Here is a 21,989-nt window from a genome sequence, read left to right as displayed (position 1 = left end):
TTTGAAAACTAAAAGCTATCCAAGTGGGTAGCTTTTTTGTATGTAATAATTTGAAGTGTAATTGGTAACATTTTAGCATAGGGGTGTCTCTATTAAATCCTATCGATAGTCAAAAATTAGCATTAGCCATTTATAAATAATTAAATGTTATTGTATAAATAATAAATTATCTAATGTTTGATATAATCTCTAAGACTTTAAGAGTGCTTTTTTTGTGGAATACGTAAAATCATGTAGTTTTAGGGTCTAGTAGTATGTTAATTTAATTATAAACATGAAGGGTAAGCATAAAGTATTTTTGATTGGATTGTTTTTAATTGTAGTATCTCTGTTTTTTTTCTTCTTTAAAAATAAAGAAAGTAAGGTTAGGGATAGTGTTGCTGTATCTAATAGTAATAGTTCTTATGCTAACATGGATTCTTTAATTAAGTATAATTCCCCAGAATTGGAATATCAGGTTAAATTTTTATACAGTAAAGCTCTTGAGTCTGGAGATTCATTGAAATTAGCTTATGCGAATTATTATAAAGTAAGAGCTGATACGAAAAAATACAAAATGGATAGTATATCTGTTGATTTGGATAAAGCATTTTATTTCTCAAAGTCAAGTAAGAATAGTGATATAGAGGCTAGGATTAACTATGAATATGGGGTTTTACATGGGTATAGAGGAGAATTCGACCGTAGTTTAAAGTATTTTTTTCTTGCGAAAGATTATTTTGAAAATAGAAATGAAAAGGAACTGATAAGGGTATATATCATGCTTGGGTTAACTTATTTTTATTTAGAAAACATTGAAAAGTCTCAACTTAATTTTAACAATGCTCGTTCTCTCTTACGTTCAAAAGAAGATCCAGTCTCTAAAGCTGTTTTAGACACTCAAGAAAGTTTGGTGTTTGTTCATGAAAAAGAGTTTGATAGAGCGAGGGTTGGATTAGAATCTGCTTTGAAAACATTTGAATCTTTTAATGACACTCTTAATGTTACCTATACTTTACTTTTGTTATCAGATCTAGAAGTAAAAACTGAGAGGAGTGAAAAAGCAATTGAGTATCTCGATTATCTGTATGAAATAACTTCCAAGTCTTTTAATGGTTCTTTTTTAGGACATGTTTTTTTACGTTATGGAGATGTCTATTATTTAAAGGGTGACTACGACCGTGCAATTGCATATTATAAAAGGGGGTTAGAAAGAACTGGGGATTATCATTTTGATTTTAAGACATTAAAAAATGTTTCAGATTTGTATTTTAAAATTGGGAAATACAATGAAGCATATCATTATTTGGATAGATACCATGTTATTAAAGATAGTATTCAAGGTAAAGGTGTATTCAATAGAATTGAAAGTATGGAGAATGAGTATAGCCTTAAGGAAAGAGAACATGAGAAAGAGTTAAACACACAAAAATATAAAAGTCAGATGAACCTTTATCTGATGTTTATAATCTTAATAGTTGTAGGGATTTTATTTGTGTATTTCTTATATACGAATAAAAAGAAGTCTTTATACATTGCAACTATAGAGAACAAAAGGTTAGAAGAGAAGATGAAGAAGGAGAATGAAATTCAAAGAATTAGAATGGAACAATATGAATTAGAATTGAGTTCAAAAGAAGAGCTTCATATTTTACAAAAACAGTTACATCAGTTCGAGAAATCTGCCAACAAAGAATTACAAAGCCTTCATGCTAAGCAATTTGATATGGATATGGAAGCAATGAATAGAAAGTTGTCAGCTATAAACCTTCAATTGCTGTCAAAGAATGAACTGTTAGATGAAATAGAAAGTGTTATTAGGAATGGTGCGGATAATTCAGATCAATTGCTTGTAGATTTAAAAGACTCAATTAGAGGTTTTCGAAACCATGAAAAGGATTGGGAACGATTTAATGAAGTGTTTTTAAAGCTTCATCCCGATTTTCAAAAGAATCTACGATTTAAGTATCCTGATTTAACGAAAACAGAAGTTCGGGTCTGTATGTACTTAAAAATGAGATTGGATAATACTGAAATTACAAGTCTATTAAATATAACTCACCAAAGTTTAAATAGGACTAGATCTCATGTTAGAAAAAAGATGAGTTTGAAGAGGGCTGATGATTTGGATGAACTCATTAGTTCAATTTGATTTTAATGTAAAAAAAATCGGAATAATGTAAATTAGTTCTATTATTCTATTGTTAATATAGATGAAATATAAAGCGAGTGTTTTTGAGAAAAAGCACTCGCTTTTTAATTAGGCTTTTAGATAGGGTATTGGCTTTTGGTGTTTAATGTGTTGATTTTTACATTTTAGTGTGTTTTAGTGAAGTAAAAAGGGTATTGGAATGGTGCTTTTTATCCATTGTTAATATAATCTTAACTATATGTAATGTTTGTATATTTGGCTTCTACAAATGTGATATAATTATTGTTTTTCGAATTAGTCAGTGTTTATCGGTAAGATATTCTTCTAAATGATAAAGCAAATAGCACATGAAATAATTAGTTATACACCAATTTTTTACATTATGAAAAGTAAATATAGATATTTAAAAATAGCTTTACTCTTTACGGTTGTTGTTACAACGTATGGTTTTTCTCATTGGAAGAAGTTTGTATTGACTAGCGATTTTAGTATCGGAAAGTCTGAGATTTCTTTCGTTGACAATAGTGCTTTAGACTTGTTTTTTTCTTGTGCTGAACCTGGAAACTTGAGTGTTAATAAAATTAAAGAAAATGAAGCTACCCTATTATGGGAAGATGCTTTGGGTGATAGCTGGGATTATTATGTGGTTCCTGATGGCGATGGAATCCCGGCAGTTTTTGTGACTTCTACAACAAGAGAAGTAACTGTGCTAAAAGATGCATTAGGAAATAATCTTGCTCCTAATACAGAATATGATTATTATGTTCGAAGCAATTGCGGTAGTGATGGTTATAGTAAATGGATTGGTCCTTTAAGCTTTAAAACGCTTTGTATACCGCTACCTTTACCATATATGGAAGACTTTACTATAGCTACTGTCTCTAATTGTTGGAGAATAGTGGATGGAAATAAAGATTCTACTTTCCCAACAGGTGATAATATTTGGAAGTATAATAGTAATGCTATACTTTTTAAAGGTGCTTATGGAGTAAGTAAAAGTGATGATTGGTTGATTTCTCCAACAGTTACCGTAGATGGTACAACGATATACCAAATAACATTTTCTTACAAAGCAAGTTCGTCTTTCCCGACAAGTAAGTTTGAAGTAAAACTATCAACAGATGGGGTTGATTTGAATAGCTTTACGACAACTTTATTGTCAGAGGATACTTATAAAAATGATGGTTTTGAGAAGAAGGTTTTATATGTTACTGGAATCAGTGGAGATATAAATATTGGATGGCATGTAACATCTGGTGCGTATACTAATTTAACACTAGATGATGTTATTATAGAGAAGGTTGATTGTATGCAACCTGATAATAATATTGTAATAAAAAACATTAAGAAGGACGAAGCAACTTTTTCATGGTTGGATAGTGTTAATTCGAATTGGGAAGTAATTGTTTTGAATTTAGGTTCAGGTGTACCAACTAGTAGTGGAGGTTTGGTTAAAACTACTTCAAGTACTATTACTAAAACAGGAGCAGGAGCAAACTTGATTCCTAATACAGAGTATGAGTTTTGGATTCGTTCGGAATGTGGTGTGGGTAAGAAAAGTAAGTGGATGGGACCTTATTATTTTAGAACGTTATGTGATGTTCAACCTTTACCTTTCCACGAAGGTTTTAATAATGTTGAGAGTTCAACGGTTGATTGCTGGACAGTTTTAGATGTTAATAAAGATAAAAATTCTGCTGGTAGATATATTTGGAAGTCAGATGCGGCAATTAAATATGAAGGAGATAGGTCTATGTACTTTGATGGAGGACCTTCAAATGATGATTGGTTGATCTCTCCACTATTTACATTAGATGCAACGAAAATCTACCGATTGAAATATCATTATAAAGCCAATACTAATAAGAATGATTTTGAAGTGTTTCTTTCAAATACTGGTTTACTTCCTTCTTCTTTTACACACAAGTTGATTTCTAAAAATGATTACAAAAATGATAAGTGGGTAGCTGAAGAGGTTTTTATTACTGGTGTTGGTGGACAAGTAAATATCGGTTGGCATGTGATTACACAATCGACTCTTGGAAACGCACTCTATCTTGATAATGTTTTTCTAGAAGAAGTGGAGTGTCCTAATCCAATTAATTTAGGAAGTAAGGATGAAGATAAGGATAAATCTACTATATATTGGGAAGATGATTTCAGCTCAGAATGGGAATATGTAGTTCAAAAAACAGGAGGAAGTACTCCAAAAATGGGTGTAGGAGGAATTAATACGAAAAATAAAGAAGTCTTAATAAGTCAGGATATAAAAGGAAATGGTTTATTATCAAATACAGAGTATGAATTCTATGTTAGGTCTAATTGTAGTGGAGGCAAATGGAGTGAGTGGACTGGACCTTTTCGATATAGAACTACTTGTAATATCGTTACGCTACCTTACTATGAAGGTTTTAATAAAAAAGAACCTTTGTTTTGTTGGACGATAATAGATGAGAACAGAGATAAGACGGCTACTACTGGTATTTGGAAAACACATAATGTGCTTCCATTTGAAGGTACTCATGCTATGTTTTTTACTGTGAATGATTATTCAGGAACTCTTAATTCTAGTGATTGGTTGATTTCTCCAACTTATATTTTTCAACCAGCTAAAACATATCGTTTGAAATATTATTACAAGACAGGGTCACAAGCCCATCTAAAGAGTGATTTTGAAGTTCTTGCTTCAAATAAAGGTTTGGACCTTAAAAATTTTAGTCACGAAATTGTTAAGAACGAATTATATACAAATGATAATTTTTTAGAGGAGAAAGTCTTTATTTCGAATCTGGACGGAGAGGTTAACATTGCTTGGCATATAAAAGGTAGCGGTTTTAAAACTGTTTATATAGATCAAGTTTCTGTAGAAGAAGTAATAGGTTGTCCTGAACCTTTAGGGTTAAATGTAAAAGACTTAGAAATAGACAAAGCGACAATTAATTGGGTAGATAATTTTGGAGCTACTGAATGGGAGTACTATATTCAAGAAGCAGGAGGAGTATTACCTTCTAGTAAGGGGATTTCTACGAAGAAGAAAGAAAACAGTATAACAAAGGACATTCTTGGAAAAAATCTTAAAGCCAATACGGATTATGAGTTTTATGTACGAACAGCTTGTAGTGACGGATCTTACAGCATTTGGGCTGGACCTTTTAAATTTACAACAGCGTGTGATGTTTTAACTATGCCATTTTGGGAAGGGTTTAACTCGACGTCTAAAACATGGGGGTGTTGGGAAATTATAGATGGAAATTTAGATGCTCCTACGCCAATAGGTAGCAATATTTGGAATCTAAATAATACAACTACAGGGATTTTTGAAGGAGATAAAGGGGTGTCTTTTGTTGGGACTAATGTTCAACATAATGATTGGTTGGTGTCTCCTACTTTTAGTATGGATATTAGTTTATATGTTTTAAAATATCGTTTTAAAACCAGTAGCGCTACTGCATATAATAGTTCTTATGAAGTATTATTATCTACAGGAGGTGTTGATGTAACAAAATTCACAACGACAATACTATCAACTTCTATACATAAAGAAGGAGGTTTTGTTGAAAAAGTGGTGTTCTTTAATGGTATAAAAGGGGATGTTAATTTGGCATGGCATATTAACTCTCTGGGAACAACTTATATGTATTTGGATGATGTAAGTCTTAAGAAAGTAGAGACTTGTCCTGAACCTTATTATGTAAAAATAATTAATCAGACAGCTTCAAGTTTAGAAATAGATTGGGAGCAAGATGGCGGAGTGGATGAATGGGAGGTTATTGTAGTAGAATATGGTGAAGATTATACAGCAATACCAGTAAAAGAAATGACTGTTACTGGAGACAGTAAGGCAATAATTATAGGATTAGATGATGGGACTGCATATACCATTTTCGTCAAAGCGAAATGTAGCGATAATAAAAGCCATAGTGACTGGTCTTCATCTATCAATACAGGAACAAAGGTAGGAGGAAATGATGATTGTAGTGGAGCATTGGTTATCCCTGTTAATAATGGACTTTCCTGTGATAAAAAAATCCATGTATCTCTAAATGGTTCTACTGAGTCTCTAGTTGATAAGCCTATTTGTGTTAGTAATATGAAAAATGATATTTGGCTTGAATTTACGGCTACATCCTCTGAACATAATATAGCATTAGATAATATGTTGGTTTTATCTGGTGGTAGTTGGCCAATTCTTTATGCTGCACTATATGATAGCAGTTGTGCAAATTTATCTACATCTAGTTCATTACTTTGTTTCTCCTATGCATCTTATAAGACAAATCAAATTCTCAATAATTTGGTGCCAGGACAAAAGTATTATTTGAGAATTGGTGTTGCAATGCTAACTACTGATTATTTTTTCGATTTATGTATTACTACCACTGATCTTGATCCTTTGGAGGTTTTACCAATGAATAAAGATCTTACCGCTGAGGACTTGGTAGATGTATTGATTCAGTCTGAATGCAGTTTGGTTGACAATGTTAGTTATAAAATTGGAGACGGTACTTTAACAGGTTCTCTTACAACATTAGGTTCGTTCAAGAAGGGGAAATCTATTTTTCCTTTCGAAGAAGGAGTTGTCCTATCTACTGGAGAGATTGGATTTGTTGAGGGACCTTTTAAAGGAGATGGATTGTTGAGAGGAGGTATTAAAAATAGATGGGTTGGGGATAAAGATATTAATGATGCTATTGAAGATGCTGGAGGTGGTCCTTTAGATGAAAAACGAGTAACCCAATTGGAGTTTGATTTTATACCGGTTAAAGACTCAATTAGTTTTGAGTATCTTTTTGCTACTAATAGTTACATTAAAAGCTGTGTATATGCTTGTAATGTTGGAGCTATGTTCGCTGCGTGGTTGATTGACACAGAAACTGGAGAAGGTCAAAATCTAGCTAAGGTTAAAGGAACAGATATGCCTATCTCAAACAACACAATTAGAAATTCAGAAAGTTCGAAAACCTCTTGCGCAAGTATTAATTCGGAATATTATTGGAAACATTACAGTGAAGGAGTGGATAATCCATTAGAATCACCAATTGATTTTATAGGGATGACCAATGCGATGAAATCTGAAACTGTACACGTTATTCCTGGAAGAAAATATCATATAAAATTCGCGGTTATTGATTTTTGCACAAACATTGGGCATACCTCTGCAGTGTTTTTTAATGCGGGGAGTTTTGATTTAGGCAAACTTGATTTAGGTAAGGATTTACTTATTGAGACTAATAATGCGATTTGTAGTGATGGCACTGTGTTGATAAAATCGGGTATTGGTGTTTCAGATGAATTGGTTATAGATGTTGAATGGTTTAAAGATGGTGTTTTAATACCTGGAGCTAATAGTCCTAATCTAGAAGTTAGTGAACCCGGTGTTTATAATATAAAGGTAGATTTTCCTGAGTTAGGGTGCTCTTCATCTGGAGCTATTAAGGTGGAAATGTATCCTGCTATTTCAAAAGAAGTCTCCCAGCCTGATGATATTGTGGTTTGTAGATATTCTTTAGAGGATGTTATAGTAAATCTAACAGAAGTGGAGAATGGTATGTTTACTGATTCAAATAGAGAACTTTATAAAACTTCTTATTATGAATCTTCAGAGGAGGCTGCTTTGGGAGAGTCCTCTACAGAAAATATCCATGATTATTCATTAGGAAATTTACCTATTGAAAAATCTATTTATGTTAGAGTTGAAGATGTACTTTCGGGTTGTTATGAAGTTTTTAAGTTTAGTATCGTTGTCGTCGCTGGCGAAAAACCGACTATTAAAGAGGATGTTCTAGTTTGTGCAGCCTATGTATTTCCTGATTTAGAACCTAATCAAAATTATTTTTCACAACAAGGAGGGCATGGAATAAAGTATAAAGAAGCTGATGTTATTGATATACCAGGTGATTATATTATTTATGTTCTTCAAAGAAATAGTGATGAAGGATGTTATGAAGAGATTTCTTATAAAGTGTCAATTACAGAAAAGGTAAAAGCTGATATTTTTGAAGATGAGGTTTTGGACTGTGAAATTTATTCTTTAAAGCCTTTGTCTTCTAATAATAAATATTTTGAAAAAGCTGGAGGTGAGGGGGATGAATTAGCTATAGGGACACCGATTCGATTAAGTCAGACTATTTATGTATATGCATCGTCACAAGATGGTTTATGTAGTGATGAAAGCAGTTTTACAATTAAATATGAAGAATGTCCTATCCAAAAAGGGATTTCTCCAAATGGGGATGGTATTAATGACTTTTTTGATTTGAGTAGTCATGGGGTATATGATTTAAAGATTTATAATCGCTACGGTGCAGAGGTGTATTCATACAGAAAAGGTTATACCAATGAATGGGTCGGACAAGATAAGAATGGTAATGGACTCCCTGATGGAACTTATTACTATGTTGTACTATCTCATGGGAAAATAAGAACGGGATGGATACAAATTAATAGATAGAATTTATGGGAGTGAAATTAGGAAGCGGGAAACTTGTTGGTTGACTTGAAACCGCTTCTTTTTCCTTCCTGTTTTAATTAAAAGGATGGGAAAGCCTTTGAACATGATTTAGGGGTTTTAACCTAATCTATAACTATCCTACATTAAGAAAATACAATTTTATATAGGTTCCAAAATATCAAAAATATGAAGAAAATTACCTTAGTATTTATTTTATCAATTATTTCATACTCGCTTTCTTTTGGAGGGAATAAAGAAAACGATTCCTTATGGGAAAGAAAAAGCTATTCTCCTGAGCTATTTCTATTGATTTATCATAAGGTAAATTCTATGGATACAATGCAAAATGAGTATAAAAATTCAAATGCTTTAACAGCTTTTAGTTGTTCTGCATTCAATGCACCTTTTGTTGAAGGATTTAATTTAGACTCAACTACTTTTGATTGTTGGACTTTGTTAGATAACAATAACGATAGAATATCCTCAGGTAATAACGCTTGGAAGCAATTTAACTCTATTCCTTATGAAGGTGATCGTTCGATGTATTTTTATGGTACTTCTGCAATTCAGGATGATTATTTAATTTCTCCTAAGGTTGTTATGGCGGGCGGAATTTATCAAATAAGTTATTACTATAAAACCAATACTACTAACACGAATGATAATGAATTTGAGGTATTGCTTTCAACAAGTGGTATTGCTACTGTAGACTTCACAACAGTATTAGAACCTGCAAAAAGAAGAAATGTTGGTACATGGACTAAGAAGAGTCTCTATGTAAACAATGTTATTGGAGATGTAAATATTGCATGGCATGTGAAAGGAAAAGGACCATCTTTTGTTTTTATTGATAAAGTTACTATTAAGAAAGTCGATTGTATTGGCCCCGATGAAGAAGTTACAATTAATGATATAGGGACTGGTAGTGCTGTATTTGAAATTACAGATTTAAATAATAGTGAATGGGAATATTTTGTTCAGAATTCAGGAACTGGAACAGTACCTGTAGGAAGTGGATATCTCTCCAAAACAAAATCAATTTTTGTAGATAAAGTTAATGGTGCAGGAAGTGTTAAACTTAGTTCAAATACGGAATATGAGTTTTTCTTTAGGTCGTCTTGTGGTGGTGGAAAAAACAGCGATTGGATGGGGCCTATACTGTTTAGAACGTTATGTGATCCATATGGACTACCCTTCTTTGAAGGGTTTAATAATGGGTCAACCACACTTTCATGTTGGACAATTATGGATGCTAATAAAGACTCTACTTTTCCTACAGGACCAAATATTTGGAAAACGATGACTATTAAGTATGAAGGTACTCATTCTATGTTTTTCAATGGAATGAACTCAATTATTTCTGAATTGCCTCATAATGATTGGTTGATTTCTCCACCACTCAAAGTAGAACTAGCAAAATATTATCGATTGAGATATCATTATAGAACAGCAGGAGCTACTAAAAATGATTTTGATGTGAAATTTTCTACAGACGGTATTAATATTAAAGATTTTAATAAAACACTTATAAGTGTTAAGGAGCATAGTGGTGATGCTTGGGTAGAAGAGAAAACCTTTGTTACAGCTGTTGATGGGGTAATGAATTTGGCTTGGCAGGTTATTTCTGCTTCTTCTGCCACAAGTTTGTATATAGACAATGTCTTTTTTGAAGAGGTTGTGGGGTGTCCAGAACCTATGAAATTAAATACCAAAGATGAAAAGGAACAGAGTGCAGTATTGACATGGAATGATGATTTTGGTGCAAATTGGGAATATATTGTTCAAACATCAAAAGGTCCTACTCCAGCTGGAGGGGGAACCGCGACGAATTCTAAAGAGGTAACTGTAGGAGTAGACCACCTTGGAAATACGTTACAACCGAATATCGAATATGAGTATTATGTTCGTACTATATGTGGTAACGGTGAATATAGTGTTTGGGTTGGACCTTTTGCATTTAGAACCACTTGTAGCATTTTTAAGACACCTTTTTGGGAAGGTTTCAATAACGACACAAATACAGTGAATTGTTGGACTACTGTGGATGTAAATAATGATTCTAATAACTCTTCAGGTATTCCTACTGGTTATAATACATGGAAGACTTCATTTGCGAATTTTGAAGGTTCTCATTCTATGTACTATCAAGGTAATGTAATAGGAGTAAAATTACCACATGATGATTGGATGATTTCTCCAACAATTCAATTTGAGGCAGGAAAGGTGTATAGATTAAAATATCATTACAGAACAAATACTGCATTTGGAAGTGAATATGAGTTCGAGATATTGGGGTCCAACAAAGGAGTTAATCCTATTGATTTCACGAAAATTATTGCTAAAAAAAAGAAATATGATGCTAGTGCTTATTGGGCGGAAGAATATACTTTTATCAGTGGTTTAAGTGGGGATGTTAATATAGCTTGGCATGTAACTTCTAATACACAATCGACGGCTCTTTATTTAGATAATATTTTCATAGAAGAGGTGTTCGGATGTGTAGAGCCAATGAATTTGAATGTCGATAATGTCGATATAGATAAAGTAGATATTATGTGGGAGGATGATTTTGGTTCTAGCAGTTGGGAGTATTTTGTGCAGGAAAGAGGTAAGGGAATGCCCACTTCAAATGGAACAGCTACTACTACTAATAAGGTAAATGCTATATCTAAAGAGCAGTCAGGTCAAAAAATGAAGCCAAATACGGACTATGAGTATTATGTTCGCACAACTTGTGGAGGGGGACAATATAGTATTTGGCAGGGACCTTATACTTTTACTACATCGTGTAGTGTTTTTGAAGCACCTTTTTTGGAAGGTTTTAATTCAGATTCAAAGTCTACAAGGTGTTGGACTTTAGTTAATAAGAAAGGTGAATTGGTGGACCTTGGGGTAACATGGAAAAACATTAAAGCTGCTAATACTATGTATGAGGGAGATCAAGGAATGTTTTTAAACACTTCAGCTGATTTTACCAATGTTTTTTCAGATTGGTTGATTTCTCCTACTATTAATTTAGATGGAGGTATGTATGTATTGAAATATTATTTTAAAACGAATACTACTCCAACTTACAATAATGAATTTGAAGTTCTTTTATCAACGGAAGGGATAGATGTATCTAAGTTTACAACTGTTGTGGTTCCTTCTACTATACATAGAATAGGTAGTTTCGTAGAGCAGGTAGTGTTTTTAGATGGAATAAAGGGCGAGGTAAATATTGCGTGGCATGTAAACGGATCTAACACAAGATATTCAAATCTGTATTTAGATAATATTAATTTACAGAAAGTGGAGGGGTGTCCAGAACCATACTACATAAAGGTTGACAATATAACTAGTTCTACACTCGATGTGGAATGGACTCAGGATGGTAGTGTAACCGAGTGGGAAGTGATTGTTGTTGATTATAAGCAAGCCGCTACAGCAGTACCAGTTAAAACTGTAATAGTTAAGAATAATCCTAAAACAACAATTACAGGTTTAGATTCAGGTAAGGCTTATACTGTTTATGTAAGGGCTAAATGCACAGATGGAAAGACTAACAGTAATTGGGGAACGGGTATCGATTTTGCAACTCTAATTGGGGCAAATAATAATTGTGATGGGGCTTATGAAATACCCATTAATGATGGATTAGATTGTGAGAAAAAATTGACAGTATCTTTTGTAACACCTGGGTTATCATTGGTTAAAGAACCATTGTGTAATCCAAGTATAACAAAAACGAGATTTGATGTTTGGTTTGAGTTTACTGCTACAAATGATATACATATTTTAAATTTAAAAGAAAGAACTAGCATGAATGGTTCAGTTTTAAGTACTATTTATGGAGCTATCTACAGTCAAAGTTGTTCGTCGATTACTGATATTTCGATTCAGTGTTTTACTTACACTACTGAGTCAACCGAAGTGTTTTTAAAAGATTTGATTCCTGGAAATAAGTATTATGTAAGGTTGGCTGAGAATATTGGCTTGGTAAAAGAAGTTTTAAGTCTGTGTTTGACTACTGCTTCCTATTTAGAAGTAAGTGCGAGTGGAGATACATATTCAGTTGATGATCTGGTAAAAAAGGTGTTAGTGAAATCGGAATGTGATTTAGTATCAAATATTAATTACCAAAATGGAGATGGAGGAACTAAAGCAATGTCTTATAATACTTTGGGGTATTTTAACAGAGGTAAAACAGATTTTCCTTTTAAAGAGGGAATAGTATTGTCGACAAATGAGGTTCAATACGTCCCAGGACCTGCTCAAGCTTCTCCTTTTGGAGCGAGAGGGGGAAATGCGGAACGTTGGATTGGTGATGTTGATATAAATGAAGTGATAAATGATGCTGGTGGTTCTCCAAATGGAGTTGGGGACAAGCGAGTTACTCAATTGGAGTTTGATTTTATTCCAGTAAAAGACTCTATAAAGTTCGAGTATTTGATGGCATCAAATAGTTATCATAAAGATTGTACAAATGTGGGTTGTGCTGCAGGAGCATTGTTCGCTGCTTGGTTGGTTGATTCAACTACAGGAGAAGGACAGAATTTAGCAAAAATAAGGGGAACGGATATACCTATATCATTAAATACAATTACAGATTCAAATAGAACAGGAAGATCGTGTGGTAGTTCATATCCTGATCTTTACTGGAAGCATTACAGTGTTGTAGGTGATAATATTTTAGGGGCTTATGTTGATTTTGTAGGTTTAACGGTTCCGTTGGAATCGGAAACAGTACACGTGGTCCCAGGTAGGAAGTATCACATAAAATTAGCCATGATAGATTTTTGTGCGACAGTAGCTCACTCTTCGGCGGTGTTTTTTAATGCGGGAAGTTTTGATTTAGGGAGCCTAGATTTAGGAGAAGACTTATTAGTAGAGAGTAATAATGCAATTTGTTATGGAGAAACAGCAATAATAGATTCTGGAATTAAACTTTCAGATGAATTAAAGACAGAGATTGATTGGTTTAAAGATAATGTTTTAATAAAAGGAGCTAATCAACCAACTTTAGAGGTCAGCGAATCTGGAGTATATGAAGTGAAAGCAAAATTCCCTGAACTTAATTGTGAGTCTTCTGGAACTGTAAAAGTGGAGATTTTTCCTGCAATTTCAAAAGTAGTCAATCGACCTGAAGATATAATTGTTTGTGCAAATTCTTTGAATGAAATAGATGTGAATCTTACAGATGTTGAATTGGGAATGTTTGGTTCTTTAGGAAAAGATGGTTTTACTACAAGTTATTTTGAGACAAAGGAAGATGCAGATTTGAAAGAATCTCCAATCGAGGAAGCTAACACTCTTGTTTATTCATTAGGAACTTATCCAAAGGCAAAAAACATCTATGTTCGAGTTGATAATACTATAACAGGTTGTCACGAAGTTTTTGTACTTAGAATTGTCGTAGAATCAGGTGAGTTCCCAATAGGAAGAGATGATGTTTTTATTTGTGCTGTTTATACATTTCCAACTCTAGAACCTAGCCAATATTATTATTTAGAATCTGCAGGAAAGGGTGTGGTATATAAGGCTGGTGAGGTATTAGATGTTCCGGGAATACATACTGTTTATGTTCTTCAAAAAAATAGCGAAGAGGGGTGTTTTGAAGAAATCAATTATGAAGTTTCAATTACAGAAGCTGTAAAAGCAGATGTTTTTGAAGATAAGGTTTTGGATTGCACAAAATATAAGTTAGAACCTTTATCAAAATACAATAGATATTTTAGTGAATCTGGTGGGAATGGATATGCGTTGGAAGCAGGAACTGTTATTCCTTATGCTCAAACGATCTTTGTTTATGCAGAATCAGAAGATGGATTGTGTTCAGATGAGAGTAGTTTTACAATTGAATATGAACAGTGTCCAATTCAAAAGGGAATTTCTCCAAATGGAGATGGACTTAATGATTTCTTTGATTTAAGCAATAATGGAGTTTATAACTTGAAGATATTTAACCGTTATGGTTCCGAAGTTTATGCTTTTGGAAAAGGTTATACCACAGAGTGGATGGGACAAGATAAAAATGGAAATGCACTACCTGATGGGACCTACTATTATGTAGTGATATCGCATGGAATAACTAGGACTGGCTGGGTGCAAATCAATAGATAATGTAAAAAAATCGCTTATCTAAAATTGTAGATTTAGTATTAGTTATTATATTACCAAAGTTTCAATTAATAGATTAGTCAATATTTTGAAGCTTAAGACTGCCCTTTATGGGCAGTCTTTTTTGTTTATAAAGCAAGGTGAGTTTTGTTGATTTGATTAATAAATTTTGAAATAAATTGTGTTATGATAAATAGTGTAAGTGTTAATTGATTAAGTTATGAGTATGTTAAAATTTTTTTTAACATAGGTCTTGTGGTTTTTATTGTGTTAATCGGCTGTTGATTAGGTTATTGAAAGTTTTACAGGTGGATAATGAGGGTTTATTATAATTCATTGTCACAAAAAAAGGTTAATATTTTTAGCTATATTTGGCACATTAGAATCAACAAAACCTGTTAAATAATGAAACTAAAATTAACAACTATTTTTTTAGCGCTTACCATGCTTTGTGGCTATTGGTTATTTGCTCATCAAAAGTTACAAACGTTTTCTTTATCGGATTTCATATCCGAAATAATTAGCCCATCTAAGGATGCTTTTAATGAAACCTTGAACGCTTCCTTGGCTCTTGCCACGGGCGAAATTTTTAATGATGATTTCGAAACTCCACAGACTTGGAGTTTAATTAATTCTGATGTAAACAAATGGTATGTCGGAACTGCTGTTGCAAACGGTGGTAGTAAATCGTTGTATATTTCGGATGATAATGGCGTTACTAATAATTATGGAGCGTCTATTACAACTGAAGACGTTAGTTTAGCCATTAGTCCTGCATTTACGGTGCCTGCTGGAGCTACCGATTATGTAGTGAGTTTCGATTGGAGATGTAAAGGAGAAGGGAATACTCTTTTCATAAGAGATGCATTAAGCGTATGGATTATTCCGGAAACATTTTTGCCTCCAACAAATCTTAGAATCAATGCTAGTTCTGGTGGATTATTATTGAAAGAAGATATGTACAATCAAGATTTCTTTAAAAAAGAAATCTTAAAGGTTAACCTGAGTAAATACGCAGGAACAAAAGTAAAAATTGTTTTCCAATGGAATTCTAATCAATATACTTTTAATCAACCTCCAGCAGCAATTGATAATGTGTCTATATATGAGGTAACTTGTTTAGAGCCAAAAGGACTCGCTGTCAAAGATATTGAGTTGGATGAAGCGACTGTTAATTGGACAGCTCCAAATGGTTCTATTACAGATTTTGAATTATTTATTGGAAAAGACCAGAAGTATCCTACGGGAACCACTGGTGTTATTCCTGCAAAAGGTGTAACTACTTATACTTTTCTAAACTTGGATGCTAGTACTTACTATTATGTTTGGTATCGTTCCGTATGTTCTACCTCGGAAAAAAGTTATTGGGTTGGTCCTATAAAATTCATGACCAAGTGTGGTGTATTTCCTACTCCATTTTACGAAACTTTTGACACAAATTCTTTGAATGTAGAGTGTTGGACATTAGATACTAGTAAATCTTCAAGCGCAAGTGTTTTTCAATTGTCTACGAACTACAAGATGGAAGGAGATAGAGGATTATTTCTTAATTCATATACAGCTACAGATATTCACGATAGTTATGCAATAACACCTAATTTTGAATTAGATGGTGGATTGTACAAATTAACGTACTATTATAAAACTTCTTCTTCTGGTGGAAATGAATTTGAGGTCTTATTATCTAATAATGGAGGAAAAGCACCAAGTGATTTTACTACTACTCTTCTTCCGAATAGCATCTATCAAAAATCGAACTTTGTAAAAGAAACAATTTTTATACATGGTATAACTGGAAAAGTAAATATTGCTTGGCATCTTACTGCTAAGGGAGGAACTTGGTTTTATTTAGAGAATGTTAAACTTGAAAGTGTCGTTTGTACTGAGCCTCTAAGGGTATCTGTGTCAGATTTTAAATTGGATAGCGCAAAGTTCAAATGGGACGATGATATTGCAACGGAATGGGAATATTTAATTATAGATGCTGCGACTGGTACCATTACAGGTACTCCTGTGAAAGTAACTAAAAATGAGATTGTAGGAGATAAAGATAATTTTGGAAACAATCTTAATGCTGATACGGAATATTATTTTTATGTACGCTCTAAGTGTCTGGATAATACATATAGTGATTGGGTTGGACCTTTGATTTTTAAAACAGAATGTTTTGCAAAAAATGTACCATATAAAGAAGGGTTTAATACAATTGAGAGTGATTTAAATTGTTGGAGAATTATTGATGTTAATAGTGATGTAAGTGGTAGTGGTAATAAGTGGGGACAATCACAATATACGGTTCATGAGGGAGATAGATGTATGTATTATGCAGGATATTCACCAGTGAATGATGATTGGTTAATTTCTCCAGGATTTAATTTGACGGGAGACTTGTATGCAGTTACATTCTATTATAGAATAGATCAAAATACAACGGCAAATGTAGAAGTGAAGCTTTCCACAAGTGGAATTGATCCTTCAGCATTTACTCAAACAATAGGAACTACATTAACTTATAAAGGGCCTATTTATACTAAGAAAATTGTATATGTAGATGGCGTAACAGGGGTTGCTAATATTGGTTTTCATGTGACGGGAACTAAGGGGCAAATACAAATAGATCAATTTAGTATTGAAAAAGTTACTTGTCGTGCTCCAGAAGATCTGGTTATTACAGAAAGTAAAACTACAAGTGTAGATTTATCTTGGACAGATCCTAAAAATGAGTCATGGGAATATTATGTTATGCCCGAGGATGGATTGAATACTCCACCAGTTGGTTCAGGAACATTGGCTAAAAGTAAGCCAACTACAATTACTAAGACAAATAGCCCAAGTGCTCCGTTAAAACCAAATACGGAATATAAAGTATATGTTCGTTCAAGTTGTGGTGAAGGTAAATTTAGCGCATGGGTAGGTCCTTTGGTGTTTAGAACAGAATGTGAGATTATGCCTATTCCATATCAGGAAGGGTTTAATTCAAATACGGATACGCAGTATTGCTGGAAGATTGTAGATGGAAATAATGATAGGCCATGGTATGGTGGATTTGGAGAATGGTTTGCAGCAGATTATAAGGCTTATGAAGGTGATAAATCCATGTATTTCTCAAATTCATCAAATAATAAAAATGACGATTGGTTGATGTCTCCTCTTTTTAAATTTGAGAAGAACAAAATTTATCGCGTTACTTTTATGCATCGTACAGAGCCAGGTGTTAAATCTGAATTTGGAGTTAGATTGTCAAAATCTGGAAGAGAGAAAGAGAAATTCACTCAGATTTTATTGCCTAATACTGTTTTTGAAAATGTTCCATGGAAAAAGCATAAATTCTTGCTTAGTGGAATTGAGGGTGAAGTGAGTATTGCTTTCTTTGCTGAAGACTTTAAAAATTGGGGGTCACGTATCTATATTGATGATTTTAGGATTGAAGAGGTTACTACTTGTACAGAACCCCTTACCCAAGGAGCTGAAAATATAACGGGAACTTCGGCAGATATCTTTTGGGATAATGATTTCGGAACTACCAATTGGGAATATTTTGTACGAAAAAAAGCGTTCTTGATAGCTCCTCCTTTAAAAGATGGTACTGCGACTTCTAAGAATAAAGTAAATGTTACTAAAGATAATTTTGGTGGTAATTTAGAAGGAAACACATGGTATGAATTTTATGTTCGTACGAAGTGTGGTGATGGTTCAAAAACCGAATGGACGGGACCTTATTATTTTAGAACTGGATGTACCTATTCTACGCTACCTTTTTGGGAAGGGTTTAATGGAACTGATAATTCACTTCCTTGTTGGTCTATGGTAAATGGTAATACGGGAGCTAGTCTTTGGAAGCAGAGCACTTCTAATTTATACGAGGGCTCTCATTCAATGAGTTTTGTTCAATCTGGTGCAGCTGATTCTAACGATTGGTTTATATCGCCCTTGTTTAAGAACTTAGATGCTACTAAGACGTATCGAGTTAAGTTTAATTATAAAGGTACAGGTAGTGGGAACAATGAGATGGAAGTTTTAGCTTCTACTAAAGGGACTTCTTTAGCCGATTTCACACAAACGATTGCTCCTAAAATGAGCTATAAGTCTGCTACTTTCAAAGATGGAATCTATTTCTTTACTGGGATTTCTGGAGATATGCATTTAGCTTTTAGAGTTAGTGGTATTGGCGCTAAGAATATAACCATCGATAACTTGTTTATAGATGAAGTTACGACTTGTGGTCAGCCACTTAATTTAGGGGTTAAGGATATTCTAGGTACCAGTGTGAACTTAATGTGGGATGATGCTTTTGGTGCTACAGCATGGCAATACATGATTCAGGAAACCAAACAGATAGCTCCTACAGATAAGGATGCTGGAATGCCAACAACATCCAAAGATTTTGTTGCAGATAAGGATATCAATGGTAAAGCACTTGTATCAAACACGGATTATGTGTATTATGTTCGTACCGATTGTGGAAATGGTACATTTAGTGAGTGGAGTGGACCGTTTGCATTTGTCACGGCTTGTGATATTTACACAGTTCCTTTTACAGCTGGATTTAATAGTGATTCAAAACAAATTCGTTGTTGGACAATTGCTCAAGGTGTTGGAGCAACAACTAAATGGACTGCAAATACTACTTGGCCGTTTGAAGGTAATGGATTGATGCAGTTCAACCAAACATCTACAACAGCACAAGCGGATGGATATTTAATTTCACCTACTATTGCTTTTACAGCGGGCACTAATTATGTGTTGAAATATCGTTATAAAACAAATCCTAAAACCCTGAATGAGTTTGAAGTGTTACTTTCAACAACAGGCGCAGATATATCGAATTTTACGACGACTTTGTTAAGTAAGAAAGGTTATAATAATGAAATCTACAAAGAAGAGGTTATTTATATTTCAGGTATTTCTGGAAATGTGAACATTGCATGGCATGCTATGACAAAAGGTGCTATGACTATAGGACTTGATTACGTTACAATTGAAAAAGCAACTTCTTGTCCAGAACCGAGTAATGTAACAGTAACAGATTATACAACCAATACGATTGATGTTGAGTGGACGCAAAGCGGAGGAATTACTTCGTGGGAGGTTTATGTAGTGGAATATGGTACACCAATTCCAACAGGAACAAGTGGTGTAGTAGTTACAGGAACTCCTAAGTACAAAGCAACTGGACTTACGAGTGGTAAATCGTATCACATCTATGTTCGCGCGAAGTGTCCAGGTGGAACGGATATGAGTAACTGGTCTACACCAGCAAACGGACCGACGAAAGTTACTACAAATGGTGGGTGTGCAGGTGCTCTTACAATTCCGGTTAATTCTGGAGCAGATTGTGTTAGAAAACTTGGCGTTTCGAGTGTGGGGGCACCTGTTGTTTCTACTCCTGGAAAGCCTAATCCATTTCCAAATTGTATGGGTTTTTTACATGAAACTGAATTGTGGTTTGAATTTACCGCGACTTCATCCTCTCATTTGTTGTCTTTTGATAATTTTATAAGTGTTGATAAGTTTGAGTGACCATCTATTTCTTATCAGGTTTTTTCAGGTAATTGTTCTAATATTTTTACTTCTTTTGTGGATTGTTATCAATTTGATAGTTCATATGGGACTCCGTCTAAGGATGATAGGTCTTTTACTATTAGTGGTTTAATACCTGGTAATAAATATTATGTTCGAGTTGGTTTACCAAAAGGGAATTTTTTGTTTACTATGTGTATTTCTACTAGTGAGTATAACTATGTAACAGTAAGTAAAAATGGCGATAAATACACGACTGAGGAGTTGGTGAAAGAGGTGTTGATTCAATCTGATTGTGATTTAGTAAGTAATGTTGTTTATAAAACAGGACCAAATTTAGGAGGGAAGTCTTTGGGTTATTTTAATAAAAATGGTTCCACCTTTCCATTTGAAGAGGGAATTGTTTTAGCAACTCATGATATAGCAACTACCCCTGGTCCTTATTATGATTATGGTGTTGCTGGTGGACCTGCAGGAGTAAGAGGAATGATACCGGCTTGGGAGGGTGATGAAGATTTAAACAATGTAATATCAAGTGTTGGAGGTGATGTTTGGGCAGGTACTAAGTCTGTTTCTACTTTAGAGTTCGATTTCGTTCCAATCAAGGACACTATTAGGTTTGATTATTTATTGGCATCTGAGAGTTATTTGCATAATTGTACTGTTGTTTGTTGGGGTGGAGGAGCTCTTTTCACAGCTTGGCTCTCTGAAATTGAAACAGGACAAGGACAAAATCTTGCATTGGTTCCTGGTACAAATCAACCTATATCTCTTTCAACGGTTCGTGATACCGATATTTCTGGAGCTGATTGTTTTAGTGTTAATCCAGAGTATTTTGGGAAATATTACGGAAATGGGCATGATGATCCTATTACAGCTCCGATTAACTATATCGGGATGACTATTCCAATGAGTTCTGAACCCACAGCTGTAAAACCAGGTGTGAAGTATCGAATTAAATTTGCGATGGTAGATTATTGTAATACGAATCACGTTTCAGCTGTGTTTTTTAATGCGAGAAGTTTTGATTTAGGTGGTTTGGATCTTGGAGCAGATTTATTGATAAAGGATAATACAGCTATTTGTGATTCACAATCGAAAACAATTGATTCTGGATTATCTCCAAACAATGTTAAGATTAGTTGGTATAAAGATGACGAACTTATAGTTGGGGAAGACAAACCAAGTTTAGAGGTTAGTGAATCAGGTGTATACAAAGCAGTAGGTTTTTACGAAGAAGTAAAATGTGAGATTTCAGGAAGCATTGTAGTAGAAATGTTCCCTCCATTATCGGATAAAATAAAGTCACCAGCTGCATTGATTTTGTGTAGCCATTCATTGGAGGAGCAATACGTTAATTTGACTGATGTTGAGACAGGTATGTTCAAAGGTTTGGATAAGACAAACTATGAGATTAGCTATTACAATACGGAACAAGATGCTAATGATGCACTAAATGCTATAGAAACTACTGATCATTATTTAATTGAGTCTTCTGCTTCAACGATTAAGAAGTTTATACGCGTGGTTGATTTAACTACGGGTTGTTATGGTGTTTTCGAGATGAGTATTCGTTTTGAAGTAGGACAAGTTCCTACAAAACCAAATGATGTAGATGTTTGTTCTCAATATACTTTCCCGGTTTTAGAGGCTAATACGTATTATTATACAGGAGCTGGAGCAACAGGAATTGAGTATAAGGCGGGAGATGTAATAGACAATTCAGGAGAATATACTTTCTATGTTCTTCAGCGAAATGGCGAGGAAGGTTGTTATGAAGAGGTTACT

Annotated in this window: 5 protein-coding genes; all 5 read left to right on the top strand. The window is 33.9% G+C overall.

From position 1 onward, the window contains the following. Window positions 1-274: 274 nt before the first annotated feature. On the top strand, window positions 275-2,131 hold the full coding sequence (locus tag BM024_RS03625) for a tetratricopeptide repeat protein (RefSeq protein WP_090678105.1): 1,857 nt from the start codon (window positions 275-277) through the stop codon (window positions 2,129-2,131). Between the two features lie 382 nt (window positions 2,132-2,513). Next, entirely contained in the window at window positions 2,514-8,582 is a 6,069-nt protein-coding gene (locus BM024_RS03620) for a choice-of-anchor J domain-containing protein (protein ID WP_177190157.1), read from the top strand. A gap of 186 nt (window positions 8,583-8,768) precedes the next feature. Beyond that, on the top strand, window positions 8,769-14,684 hold the full coding sequence (locus BM024_RS03615; RefSeq protein WP_090678103.1) for a choice-of-anchor J domain-containing protein: 5,916 nt from the start codon (window positions 8,769-8,771) through the stop codon (window positions 14,682-14,684). 402 nt (window positions 14,685-15,086) lie between these two features. Beyond that, window positions 15,087-20,201, top strand: a complete 5,115-nt coding sequence (locus BM024_RS03610) for a choice-of-anchor J domain-containing protein (RefSeq protein WP_090678102.1) — start codon at window positions 15,087-15,089, stop codon at window positions 20,199-20,201. 57 nt (window positions 20,202-20,258) lie between these two features. Beyond that, window positions 20,259-21,989: choice-of-anchor L domain-containing protein (locus BM024_RS03605; RefSeq protein WP_177190156.1), on the top strand; the 1,731-nt coding region annotated here is incomplete at its 3' end.

The sequence above is a fragment of the Myroides guanonis genome, from assembly GCF_900114085.1.
GTDB lineage: Bacteria > Bacteroidota > Bacteroidia > Flavobacteriales > Flavobacteriaceae > Flavobacterium > Flavobacterium guanonis.
Note: the sequence above shows the minus strand (reverse complement) of the source record. Positions and strands in the feature narration are given on the sequence as shown.

What these genes read in the sequence shown, in the direction of transcription:
- BM024_RS03615 (WP_090678103.1), top strand. Translation starts at nt 8,769, where the DNA reads ATGAAGAAAATTACCTTAGTATTTATTTTATCAATTATTTCATACTCG.
- BM024_RS03610 (WP_090678102.1), top strand. Translation starts at nt 15,087, where the DNA reads ATGAAACTAAAATTAACAACTATTTTTTTAGCGCTTACCATGCTTTGT.
- BM024_RS03620 (WP_177190157.1), top strand. Translation starts at nt 2,514, where the DNA reads ATGAAAAGTAAATATAGATATTTAAAAATAGCTTTACTCTTTACGGTT.
- BM024_RS03625 (WP_090678105.1), top strand. Translation starts at nt 275, where the DNA reads ATGAAGGGTAAGCATAAAGTATTTTTGATTGGATTGTTTTTAATTGTA.